13 protein-coding genes are annotated in these 12,067 nt (G+C 37.7%); 5 read left to right on the plus strand and 8 right to left on the minus strand.

The window, feature by feature from the left end; translation table 11 throughout:
* Window positions 1–104 precede the first annotated feature (104 nt).
* Genes pdxA through WBW42_RS18515 form a run of 3 tightly spaced genes read left to right on the plus strand, consistent with a single transcriptional unit; the run spans window position 105 to window position 2,767 of the window.
* Window positions 105–1,088, plus strand: coding sequence for a 4-hydroxythreonine-4-phosphate dehydrogenase PdxA (pdxA, locus tag WBW42_RS18505; RefSeq protein ID WP_080777169.1), 984 nt, complete (start codon window positions 105–107; stop codon window positions 1,086–1,088).
* 23 nt (window positions 1,089–1,111) lie between these two features.
* A complete protein-coding gene (rsmA, locus tag WBW42_RS18510) occupies window positions 1,112–1,924 on the plus strand; it encodes a 16S rRNA (adenine(1518)-N(6)/adenine(1519)-N(6))-dimethyltransferase RsmA (protein WP_032057709.1) in 813 nt (270 codons plus the stop codon).
* The gene (locus WBW42_RS18515; RefSeq protein ID WP_032057708.1) at window positions 1,925–2,767 is read left to right on the plus strand and encodes a symmetrical bis(5'-nucleosyl)-tetraphosphatase; all 843 of its coding nucleotides are present in this window, start codon (window positions 1,925–1,927) and stop codon (window positions 2,765–2,767) included. It abuts the gene before it with no gap.
* Between the two features lie 92 nt (window positions 2,768–2,859).
* Here the strand turns inward: WBW42_RS18515 and WBW42_RS18520 are convergent, their stop codons facing one another.
* The 4 genes from WBW42_RS18520 to hflX all read right to left on the minus strand — a co-directional run bounded on the left by WBW42_RS18520 (window position 2,860) and on the right by hflX (window position 5,819).
* Entirely contained in the window at window positions 2,860–3,303 is a 444-nt protein-coding gene (locus WBW42_RS18520; RefSeq protein WP_002117847.1) for a DUF2147 domain-containing protein, read from the minus strand.
* 82 nt (window positions 3,304–3,385) lie between these two features.
* A complete protein-coding gene (locus tag WBW42_RS18525; protein WP_005804924.1) occupies window positions 3,386–4,060 on the minus strand; it encodes an LrgB family protein in 675 nt (224 codons plus the stop codon).
* A 10-nt stretch (window positions 4,061–4,070) separates the two neighbouring features.
* On the minus strand, window positions 4,071–4,442 hold the full coding sequence (locus WBW42_RS18530) for a hypothetical protein (RefSeq protein WP_002117849.1): 372 nt from the start codon (window positions 4,440–4,442) through the stop codon (window positions 4,071–4,073).
* Window positions 4,443–4,475: 33 nt separating this feature from the next.
* On the minus strand, window positions 4,476–5,819 hold the full coding sequence (gene hflX, locus WBW42_RS18535; RefSeq protein ID WP_032057706.1) for a ribosome rescue GTPase HflX: 1,344 nt from the start codon (window positions 5,817–5,819) through the stop codon (window positions 4,476–4,478).
* Window positions 5,820–6,037: 218 nt separating this feature from the next.
* Here hflX and WBW42_RS18540 point away from each other — a divergent pair, with 218 nt between their 5' ends.
* Window positions 6,038–6,847, plus strand: coding sequence for a lysophospholipid acyltransferase family protein (locus WBW42_RS18540; RefSeq protein WP_032006019.1), 810 nt, complete (start codon window positions 6,038–6,040; stop codon window positions 6,845–6,847).
* On the opposite strand, the gene WBW42_RS18545 is transcribed toward WBW42_RS18540, so the two are convergent.
* Complete coding sequence (locus tag WBW42_RS18545; RefSeq protein WP_032070748.1) at window positions 6,848–8,473, minus strand: phospholipase D family protein; 1,626 nt, start codon at window positions 8,471–8,473, stop codon at window positions 6,848–6,850.
* Window positions 8,474–8,579: 106 nt separating this feature from the next.
* Here WBW42_RS18545 and WBW42_RS18550 point away from each other — a divergent pair, with 106 nt between their 5' ends.
* On the plus strand, window positions 8,580–9,590 hold the full coding sequence (locus tag WBW42_RS18550; protein ID WP_032057704.1) for a metallophosphoesterase: 1,011 nt from the start codon (window positions 8,580–8,582) through the stop codon (window positions 9,588–9,590).
* A gap of 50 nt (window positions 9,591–9,640) precedes the next feature.
* Here the strand turns inward: WBW42_RS18550 and yfiB are convergent, their stop codons facing one another.
* From yfiB to yfiR, 3 genes are read right to left on the minus strand one after another with little or no spacing between them, the layout of a single operon-like run.
* Window positions 9,641–10,120, minus strand: a complete 480-nt coding sequence (gene yfiB, locus WBW42_RS18555; RefSeq protein WP_032057703.1) for an outer membrane lipoprotein YfiB — start codon at window positions 10,118–10,120, stop codon at window positions 9,641–9,643.
* Between the two features lie 14 nt (window positions 10,121–10,134).
* Window positions 10,135–11,358 (minus strand): diguanylate cyclase DgcN/YfiN, encoded by a 1,224-nt coding sequence (gene dgcN, locus WBW42_RS18560; RefSeq protein WP_005065229.1) that lies wholly within the window; start codon window positions 11,356–11,358, stop codon window positions 10,135–10,137.
* Window positions 11,359–11,363: 5 nt separating this feature from the next.
* Window positions 11,364–11,867 carry a regulatory sequestration protein YfiR gene (yfiR, locus tag WBW42_RS18565; RefSeq protein WP_017386701.1) on the minus strand — a complete coding sequence of 168 codons (504 nt, stop codon included), beginning with the start codon at window positions 11,865–11,867 and terminating at the stop codon, window positions 11,364–11,366.
* Window positions 11,868–12,067: the final 200 nt, after the last annotated feature.

Consider the following 12,067-nt stretch of genomic DNA (forward strand, 5'->3'; position numbering starts at 1 on the left):
ACGAGTTTGTCCAAACTCACAAGAAAAATCCAGTTTAAGCCATATAATTTAATCCATAAACTGATGAATGTCAGATATGTTAAAATCAAACACATTCTTGTTATGTGTCTGGAGTGATTGTGCTGCCATTATATGTCACTTCCGGTGAGCCGGCTGGTATTGGTCCAGATATCTGTTTGAGCTTGGCTAAGCGGGTTGATGAACGCCCTGTTGTTATCTTGGGTGACCGAGACTTATTAGAGCAACGTGCCCAAAAAATTGGGGTCGATATTCAATTTATAGAATATACCGGACAGCCTGAATCGTCATCTCTGAATGAACTCTATATAGAACATGTGCCTTTAGAAGCAGCTGTCATTGATGGTCAATTAAACCCAGCTAATGCAGCTTATGTATTAGAGCAACTGCGTCGTTCAGCTGATTATGCAATGTCTGGTAAAAGTGTGGGAGTAGCCACGGCACCCGTGCAAAAATCGGTTATTAATGATGCTGGTATTTTGTTTAGTGGTCACACTGAATACTATCAAGAGTTTGCAGGTGTAGAGCGTGTCGTAATGATGCTTGCAACCAAAACTTTACGTGTCGCCTTAGCAACTACACATTTACCCTTAAGAGATGTAGCGGATGCAATTACCAAAGAGCGATTGCATCAGGTCATTGATATTTTACTGCATGACTTAAAAACTAAATTTAAGATTACAGACCCACGTGTACTCGTGTGTGGTTTAAATCCTCATGCAGGTGAAGATGGTTATTTGGGTCGTGAAGAGATTGAAACCATTAATCCAGTACTCGAAAGTTATCGAGCGCAAGGGTTTAAAATGAGTTTAAGCTTGCCGGCAGATACCTTGTTTACTCCAGAACATCTTAAAAATGCAGATGCTGTACTTGCCATGTACCATGATCAAGGTTTACCTGTGTTAAAATCACAAGGGTTTGGTGAAGCCATCAATATTACATTGGGTTTGCCTTTCATTCGAACTTCGGTTGACCATGGCACTGCATTGTCTTTGGCTGGGACTGGTTTGGCAAAAAGCTCAAGTTTAAATGTCGCTGTTGATTTAGCTTTATCTTTAGCAGCGAGCTAAATTTTTCATGTTGGAAATGTTCTATGTATCAAATTAATGCCCTAAACCCGAAAGATGAAGGGCATAAAGCTCGTAAACGTTTTGGTCAAAACTTCTTACATGATCAACGAGTCATTGCCAAAATTGTGCGCTCTGTAAGTCCGCGTACAGGCGACAATATTGTTGAGATTGGACCTGGTTTAGCTGCCTTAACCTCTCCTTTAATTGGGGAGTGTGATGCATTAACAGTAGTGGAACTAGATCGTGACTTAGCTGCTGGGCTACCAGAACGTGTTCTACATCCTGAACGTTTGACGATTATAGAAGCTGACGCATTAAAATATGACTTTAGCGAACTGGTAAAAGATGGCCGACCATTACGTGTAGTCGGTAACTTACCTTATAACATTTCCACCCCATTACTTTTTCATCTCTTGGAATTTGGCAGCAAAGTTAAAGATATGCACTTTATGCTGCAAAAAGAAGTGGTTGACCGTATTACTGCTGAACCGAATACGAAAGAATATGGACGTTTGTCGGTAATGATTCAGTATTACTGTCAACCAACATTTTTATTTGAAGTGCCAGCTGGTGCATTTAACCCACCACCTAAAGTAACGAGCGCTGTTTTCCGCCTTGTTCCTTATGATCAAAAGCCAATTACAGCAAAAGATGAAAAAGCTTTAGCTCGACTGGTTGCCCATGTATTTACTCAGCGCCGCAAAACATTAAGAAACAGTCTTAAAGGTATGATTGCAGAAGATGGCTTTGAAAAAGCTGGTGTTGATCCGATGGCTCGTCCAGAGACCTTAACACTTGCCCAATTTGTTGCTTTGGCCGATCAAATGGTGGCGTAAATGACTAAGCGTTTTAACTATGTTATTGGTGATGTGCAGGGGTGTTTTGAAGCTCTAAAAGCCTTGCTTAAAGAAATACGTTTTGATCCAGATCAAGACTTTTTATGGTTTGCTGGTGATTTAGTCGCACGTGGTGAAAACTCGGTAGGGGCATTACGTTTTATTAAAAAGCTTGCTGATCGTGGAGCTGCTGCAACTGTACTTGGAAATCATGACCTGACTTTAATTGCGGGTGCGCGTGGTTTAAAAGAGATTAAAGAAAAAGATCGTACCCAAGACGTTATTGATGCTATTGATGGTGATGAGTTAATCGATTGGTTACGTAAACAGCCATTATGTTTATTGCCAAACGAGCATACGATCCTTACTCATGCTGGCATACCTTGTATTTGGGATGCGCAAAAAACTGTAACGTTGGCAAAAGAGGTCGAGGCTGTACTCGCAAACGAAGATTTATCTGTATTGGATGCTTTTTTAGCAGACATGTATGGTTCTAAACCAGATTTGTGGGAAGATAACCTAACTGGTTCTGCGCGTTTACGTTGTATTACCAATTATTTGACTCGCATGCGTTTAACCAATGCCGAAGGGGCTTTAGAGTTTAGTTTTAAAGATTCTTTGGATGCACCAATGCCGGAAGGTTATTTCCCTTGGTTTGAATTTCCGAGCAAAGCCGCACAAACTCATCAGATTATTTTTGGTCATTGGGCTGCGCTCGAGGGCCGAACTATTAATGAGCAGATCCAGAATATCGATGGTGGCTGTGTTTGGGGCAGAAAATTAATGGCTTATCGATTTGAAGACAAAGAAATTTTTTCTGTTGAAAATCCTGTGCAAATATAAGAAAAGCAATGCTTTGCTATGAACGTAAGATGAAGCTTGTAGCTGAGCTAAAAATAAAAAAGCCGCTTCTGCGGCTTTTTTATTAGGAACTATTATTCTACTCGAATCCAGATTTGATTACGCCCTAAAGCTGAAACTCCGAGATAGCCGCGCATATGTAAGCGTTTGCCAGTTGAACTAAGTTTTGCTTTAAGCCCGTAAACTTTACCAGTATTCGGATCTAAAATTTTACCGCCAGTATAGTTCAGTCCATCTACCTGTTTTAAACCAGTTGCGATATCCAGACCTAAAATCGGTTTATTGGTATATGGCGCAGGGCAATTATCACAAATTTCTTTAGGCGTATAACCTGGGCGTGGCGTTACTTTGATAATTTTCCCAGCATATGTCCCGTTCGCTTCTTTTCGTATTTCTACCTGTGCTTTGGGAGCACCTGTCTTATCATCAATTGTTTGCCAGAGACCTGTAATATCTGCTGCAAATGTAGCAGTATTAATCCCCAATAAGAGCAGAGCTCCAATAAAAATTTTCCCCATAATTAAAAATCCTTTTAACTTTGAAAGGTCATCTTATTTGGAATTGATAGACCGTTCAATGTTTATTTAATCAACTTCTTAATTATGGTGTTCCAAAAGACAACATTAATGTTGGTAGCCAAATTGCAGTAAATACACCATTCAATGCCATACCAAATGCAGCGTAACGACCTGCAACAGGCCCACGCTGCCAAGCTTGAGCTGTTCCGATGGCGTGTGCAGCTAAACCTAAGGCTAAACCTGATGCTCTCTCATCATGAATATGTTTAAGTAAGAATGGTGAGAATGCTGCGCCAATTACCCCAGACAAAATAACAATAAGGGTTACGAGTGTTTCGGGAGCATGTAATAAAGTTGCGATGTTCAGAGCAATTGGAGTAGTTACTGCACGGGTGGCAAATGCAAGAATGGTAGGTTCAGACATATGTAATAAGTAAGCCAGCCCCATAGGTAGGGCAACTGCGCTAATACTTGCAAAAAGTAAAATACCAATGACCGATTTAATTGGAAGATCATCGTAACGCATTGCAGCTAAAGGGATGGCTAATGCTACGGTGACATAACCTAATAGATGACCGAATAAGTCATTCACATAAAGACGATACTGTTCATATGGTACATGTAGAACTGAAAGTAAGCCAATTACAATGAACATGCCGAAAACTAAAAGTGGAACTTGCGGAAAACGTCGGTTTAAAGGCTTTGCACACAGATAACCAATGAGTGTGATCAAAAATCCGTAGAAAATCGTAAACATTTTATTCTCCTTATAACCAACGTTTTGCCATTTTTGCATAGACCCACAAAGGTATAAGGGTACTGACCACTAAAACAAAAAGAAATAATGGAATTTCCTTACCCATATGTACGAGCATAATTAATGAACCTGCACAGATAGGTAAAAACGCGAATCCACTTTCTTTCATGATTTTATTATTGGTATCTACTATTCGAAGTGGAATTTTTTTAAACTTTCTCCAAATCAGTAAAATAATAAGTAAGCTGATTAAACCGACCAGATTACCTAATTCTGGATGACCAAAAGCACGCATGACAACGACAGAGCCTTCACGAAAACCAATAATGAGTAGTAATGTAATTACCCATGCTGTCCAGTCTATACTTTTGATCTTATCCATATTTTTTATCTCTAAAAGTTTACTTATCAAGTTTTAACTGATATCGCCCTTGATTTCAAACTCTTCCAAGGGGCGCTTAAATTGACTCGCGTGTTCTCCCAAGATTTCATCTAAGGGCAGTTTTGCTTGGCGAATAAGCTTTTCTAACTTATGTGGTGCAATCTTCACATCAATATGTAATAAGCCCGCATCATCATAATGTTCAGACTCAATAACATTTAAGGCATAAAGTTGAGTACGTAATTTGCCATAAGCAGGCTTAAGAACGAGTGAAAACTTTTGAATTTGGCCCATTAAGCATTCTTGTACTGCTTTTTGGAGTAACTCTAGACCTTGACCAGAATGAGCTGAAACATACACTCGATCTGGTACATGTGGTTCGGCATAAATAATTTTGGCCTCTTCACCACTTAGATCAATTTTGTTGTACACCCGAAGTACGGGAGCATCAGCGCCAATGTCTTTTAATACACCTTCAACCGCTTCAATTTGGTCAAGCACGTCATGGCTACTACTATCAATAACATGCAGTAAAAGGGTCGCTTCTAGTGTTTCTTCAAGTGTTGCTTTAAATGATTCAACCAAATCATGCTGTAAGTTTCGTACAAAACCTACTGTGTCTGCTAGCACAACAGTACCGATACCATCCCAGTCTAAACGGCGTAGGGTTGGATCGAGTGTTGCAAATAGTTGATCAGCTGCGTAGACATCACTATTAGCTAAAATATTAAATAAAGTCGATTTACCAGCGTTGGTATAACCTACTAATGAAACTGTTGGAATAGCTGCCTTTTGTCTTGCAGCACGCCCTTGCATACGAGTCTGTTGGACTTTGTCTAATTTATCTTTTAATTGGGTAATACGAACACGAATGAGACGGCGATCTGTCTCTAGTTGTGTTTCACCAGGACCACGTAAGCCGATACCACCTTTTTGTTGTTCAAAGTCGGCAGACCAACCACGAATAAGACGAGTAGATAAATGTTTAAGCTGAGCAAGTTCGACCTGTAACTTACCTTCATGCGTACGGGCACGCAGCGCAAAAATATCTAAAATTAAGCCTGTGCGGTCAATAACTCGGCATTTTAATATTCTTTCTAGATTTCGTTCTTGAGCAGGTGATAACGCATGGTCAAAAATAACCAGACTCGCTTCTAGCTCCTGAACTTGCTCTGCAATTTCTTCGACTTTTCCTGAGCCAATAAAAAATTTAGGATTAGGCTTATTACGCTGAACCTTAATATGTTCAAGGATATCTGCACCAGCAGACTGTGCAAGTAGAGCAAACTCTTCGGCATCCAGATCATCTAATAATTGTACAGAAACACTCACTAAGATTGTGCGTTCACCGCCTTGATGCCGATCAACATATTCCACGTGGCTATAAATCCTGAAAATGGGAAAACTTTATTCTAGAGGAAACTTAAGCAAAAGGGGAAAGCGTTTGTTCTCATCCTTTAGATTAGTTATATGAGATTAGTCTAATGTTCAGATTTATTTTATTTGCCGTTCTCTATCGTCAATGCAAGTTTATTACGAAACGTATAGAATGACTCGAGATGGGTATAACAATGATTAATCGTTAGTGAAATTTTATGGCTCAAACGCAAAGTATAGTTAATTCAACGTTAAAGAAATTATCAAAAATAGGTTTATACGGAAAAAAGGTCACTTCTGCCACGGCCGCAATTAGTGAAGGTTTTTATCTAGTTTATCGACATGGGCTTTATAAAGATCCTAATAATCCTGTTAATACACGTTATGTCCAATACTTTTGCCGCCGTTTATGTCAGGTTTTCAATTTAGATATAGAAGTACATGGCACAATTCCTAGAGAACCAGCTTTATGGGTAAGTAATCATATTTCTTGGCTAGATGTTGCAGTTCTAGGTTCTGGTGCACGAGTTTTCTTTCTGGCTAAAGCTGAAATTGAAAATTGGCCTATTCTTGGAAATTTAGCCAAAAGTGGTGGAACGTTATTTATTAAGCGTGGATCTGGCGATTCCGTCAGAATTCGTGAGCAAATTGCTGAATTTTTAAAACAGAATATTCCAGTATTATTTTTCCCTGAAGCCACAACTACAGATGGGCATTCTGTTAAAAAAGTACATGGACGATTACTAGGAGCAGCGATTGAAGCACAGCGTCCAGTACAGGTTTGTTTGATTTGTTATGTAAATCGCGATGGACAATTAGATACAGTTGCGCCATTCATCGGTGACATGACATTTGCCGAACATATTCAACGCGTACTTGAAATGCCTAAAGTAACAGCTCATCTGTTAACTTTGCCTCCTATTTCAGTGGAAGGGCATGACGTCAAAAGTTTAACGCGCGAAGTTCAAGAAAAAATGGTGGAAGGTTTGGCCCAACTACATCAGAAAGTACTTAAGCCAAGAAACTAATTACATAAATCCTTCAAGTGGCAGCCATGAAAGAAACTTCATGCCTGCTTTTTGCCACCATTTCATCTCAGGTTCCTGTCTATAAATTACAGGACCATTTGGAGTTTCTTGCTGCCAATAAATATGATTGTTAGTATCGAGCTTTAATTTATAAGCATACTTATTTAAATTTTCATCCATTGTATGGTGAATCGTCTTAGCCAGTGATGGGCTATCTAAAATCACACCAATTTCAGTATTTAAGTAAGCTGAGCGCGGATCAAAGTTAAATGAACCAATAAAAACCTGCTCATCTAATGCCATAAGTTTAGTATGCAAACTTGATCGGCTTAGCCCTTTCATATTTACTTTAGCTTTAGTGGCAAGCTCATCTGTATTTTTATTTAAATCTCTTTTATCTGGTGTTGGTAAAAATTCATAAAGTTGTACGCCGTTTTTAAGCAGCTCTTTACGGTATTTCCCATAAAAGGCATGTACAACAGCAACGTCATTCGCTTTGAAAGAGTTCGTTAAAACGCGAACCTCAACACCTTCTTTGGCAAGCGTGCTTAAAATCTTGGCACCTTGTTTTTCAGGAATAAAATAAGCAGAGATTAAGTCAACGTTACTTTCTGGTTTTTCCAAATGATTAATTAGCTGGAAATTGAGGTGTTCTTCTTTCTTAGCTTTCGATTTGATTTTATCAGGTGAGTCTTTTACCACTTCTGCTTTGACCCAATCGAATTGAATATTATGATTTAGCCATTGATCAAATGCATGAGATTTTGCGGTTAAGTTTAAAAAGTTTTGAACGGTAGCTTGTTGATAGTGTGCTTCGAGTTGTTCTTTTAAGCCTTCATAGCGTAAACGGTGCTGCTCAGGGCTTACGATACTTTGAACTGAATATGCATATTCATGATTCCAGTAATCATCAAACGAATTTACGATATCATCAACAGCAGCGCCTACCAACATTACATCGACATCAGAAAACTGATAGCTATCGCTTACATTGTAATATTGATTGGTCATGTTGCGCCCGCCAATAAGAGCAACCTCATTGTCTGCAATAAAACTTTTATTGTGCATACGACGATTGATACGTTTTAAATCCAGCAACATATCCATCGCACGGTATTTGCGGAAACGGTAGGGATTAAAAAGCTTAACTTCAATATTTTTATGCTGAGAAAGGGCCAGTAAAATCCCTTCCATTTTTTTTGCATTATTGTCATCAATAAGAAGTCGGACTTTTACACCTCGATCAGCTGCACGAATAATCGCGTGTAAGGCTAAAGCACCAACTTTGTCGTTGTCCCAAATGTAATATTGTAAATCTAAAGTCTTTTCGGCTTTATCAATTAATCTAAGTCGAGCCGCTAGTGCCTCCAGAGGATCATTTAGAACATGGAAACCCGTTAACTTTGGATTTTGCTGGCGTAAAGGTGTAATAATTTTGGCAAGTGAAGTCTCAGAGGTATCAATGTCCTTTGCATATTGCACAGGCTCAACACCATGTTTTGGCAGAGTACTACATCCTGTCAAACCCACAGCAAAACTTGAACATAGGACTATAGAGGCTTTTATCAAAAAGCCTTTAGCTTGTTGATTCGTTTGAAGCTGTTTGGAATGAAAGGATTGTGCCATAATCAGTACATACGATAAGGTGAGCTAGAGTATAATTCGTGCATATTGAAAGATAAATATTGAATTTGATTACTAGCAATCAATATAAGATAAGTCGAGAGTCGTAATGTGGAATCCAAATTCAATCATTTTTTGTTTTTACTTTATTTTTTCAATACTTGCTCTATGGGGAATTTCTGAGGCTTGGATTCATCAATCACGAACCGAGACGATTCATCCATTTAAAGCTTTTGTACATCTACTCGCATTTTATCTCTCTTATCTACTTATTCCTCTCTGGTTTTTTAATTTATATGCTGCTTGGATTGGTTACTATTCAATTCATCAAGGTATTTTCATCTTTTTCTTAAGTGGCGTGTTAATTTACGCCCGATTTATTGAACCTCATTTGGTGCGTGTCGATACTCATCAATATCGGTTAAATCCGGATCGTAGTTTTGATAAACCAGTAAAAGTAGCCTTAATTGCAGATTTACATATCGGTTTATTTTCAGGGCATGAACGTCAGCTCAAAACCATCGTTAGAAAATTAAATGAACAGCAACCTGATTTAGTGGTAGTCGCTGGTGATTGGACATATGAGCCAGAAGATAGACTGATTGAAGAATTAAGTGTTTTAAAAGAAATTCAGGCGCCTGTATATTCGGTTCCTGGAAATCATGATGAGCAATATCCTGGCCCACCGATTCAGCAACTATTAAAAGATGCCCTATTTTATAATGAAGTTATTGATATTGAAGGTAAGATTGTTGATTTTGAAGAATTTCGTTTGATTGGCATTGGTGACCTGTGGGCAGGCAAAACCGATATGCGTTCTATGCCAGATTTACCGCAAGACAAGCCGTGGTTAATTTTGTCCCATAACCCCGATACGGTAGATATGGTACCTAAATTACCGAATCGACCATTAATGTTATCTGGGCATACACATGGAGGGCAGGTAGAGCTTCCATGGTTGACTAACTATATTATGAAAAAAGTATCAATTTTAGGTCATAAGCGCGGTTTCTACTCTCATGAGCATGCGGATGTCTTTGTTACCGTTGGCACAGGAATGGTTGGAATTCCTTTGCGTTTCAGAGTGCCACCAACTATTGATATTATTGAGCTAGTTTAAAATAAAAAAGCCAATCACAGAGGATTGGCTTTTTTATGAGTTAAATCTACTTATGGAATAACGACAATCGCAACACGTCGGTTAATGGCTCGGTTTTCATTGGTTGTATTTGGCACATAAGGTTGCGTTGAACCACGGCCAATCACGTAGATGTTTTCTTTTTTAAATCCACGTGTTAAGAAAAGGTTTGCCACACTTTGAGCACGCTCTTCAGATAACTTTTGGTTATATGTAGCCTCACCAACATCATCAGTATGACCAACAATTTTCAATTTATTCAGGTCATATTTATTCAGTTGATTTGCCAGACGTACTAACTCAGCTTCATGACTCTGTTTTAACTGCGCATTATTAAAGTCAAATAATAAGCGTTCTGGTAAACCTAAAGTCCAGCCTTCATCAGTAAGAACGAAACCTTCTTTTTTGAGCAATTTTACTTGACGATATTTTAATGGACCAAAACTCAGGCACCCTGCAAGAGTAATGCATAGCAATGCAATAAAAGAGAGTTTTAAAGATCTTGTATTCATAGATTAGCCTAAATTTAATTTTCAGGTTTATAGATAAACCAGTGTTCATCCGAATTTTTAGCCTTATACATTGCTTGATCTGCTTGCATAATGAAATCTTCGGGGCTAGATGCAAATTGTGATAAAGCAATACCTACACTGAAACTGAAGTAAATGGTTTGACCATTTAGATGCAAAGGTTCTTTACAGCTTTCGAGTAAATTTTCAGCAATAGATATTAAATGATCAGCATGACTAATGGAATGCAAAATGACAGCAAATTCATCACCACCTAACCTTGCAATAAAATCTTGATGACGCAAACGAGTTTGCAGGCGATTCGCCATTTCTTTTAAAACTTCATCGCCAGCTAAATGGCCAAATTGGTCATTAATTGCTTTGAAGTTATTGTTATCTATAAATAATAATGCAGACTTATTATCAAACCCTTTATCTTCAAACATGTCTAAAAGGATTTGGTAAAAATAATGTCTATTAGGTAATAAGGTGAGCTGGTCGTGATGAGCCTGAAAGGATAATTTACGATTTTCCTTTTGCAGCTGATTATCCCATATTTGAATTTCTTCAAGTAACTCGTTAAAAACGGTATTTAAATCTTGAAATTCTTTAATTCGGTTATAAGGAAAACGAAGATTATAAGCTTTTTGTTCACTTACAATTTGAGCAATATTAGTAAGTGGGTAAATAGCCTGCATAATTTGACGATAAGTTAAGTTTACTGACCACCATAAAGCGCAAACAATAAACAACATTGCAATCGCAAGTCCTACCATAATCATTTTTAGGAACTGCAATATTTTTTCAGAGCTACCAAAAAGTGTAAGTTCACCTACATTTTGCTCATGATGATAAATTGTAAGATGAACAGGCTCATTTAAAAACCAGTGATCAAACCAGCCTTCTAAAATTGAAGTTTGACTTGATAATTTAAAACTTTGGGCGATCAGATGATGTTCTGAATCATAAATATGAATAGTACGAATTGAATGATCATTCGTATATTCATTCAAAATCTGCTCTATTGTAATTTTATCATTAAACACGACTGCGGGCTGAATACGCTCTAATAGAGTATGACTAAGCAATTGCAAATTCTGTTTGGCATAAGTTTCCATAGTAAAAACGGAAATTGAGACAAACGTAAAAGAGCAAATAAAAAAAGTAATAGCAAAAATAGTAAATTGAGATTTTCTAAATAATGCGTGTAGTGAAGTGGACTGATACAACTTTGATATCATGATCCTTACTCCGCATTCTTAGCCAAGAGTAATACTCTCGGATCAATATGGACTTTGGAGTGACTTAAAGCATCTAAGTTAACTTTAAAGGTAGTGTAATTATTCTGAGTATATAAACAAAAGATACTTCCTATCTCGCACTCTGAATTATTAACACTTAAAGAAAGTAAAGAATGATAAGGATAGTTTTGAATAAGGTTTTGTTGTTGCTGCGGAGAAGTACTAGAAAAATAGACAGCCTGACAATGTGACCGAGCAAAATCTTTCGCATTTACAGTTTGAACACGATAATTATAAGACATTTGCTGGATGTAAGATTGAAAAGTAGATGTAATAGAAGGGTTATCAATTACACAAAGAGTAGGAGTATTTACATTCTCCCACTTACTGTAGCTTAGGATAGATAAAGTAAGTACATAGAAATTATGTTTTGAATTGGCATGACAAGGCCCACTCGTAGCAAGCACTACAAGTATGCAAACAAATACTTTTTTAGCGAACTGCCACATGGTGAGTTAATGCCAAACTATTGCACGAATAATCTATTCTACATGAAGTTGATAACGTAAAAAAAGTTTAATATCTCATCTAAAAGTGACTAAAAAGCTTAAAAAGTATCCAGTTGATGATATTGATTTAAAAAAAAGGTTGCAAAGGGGATGAGATGGTCTATAATGCACATCCATCGGCGGTGATGCAGATAGAAACT

This window comes from Acinetobacter sp. LT1, assembly GCF_059800965.1.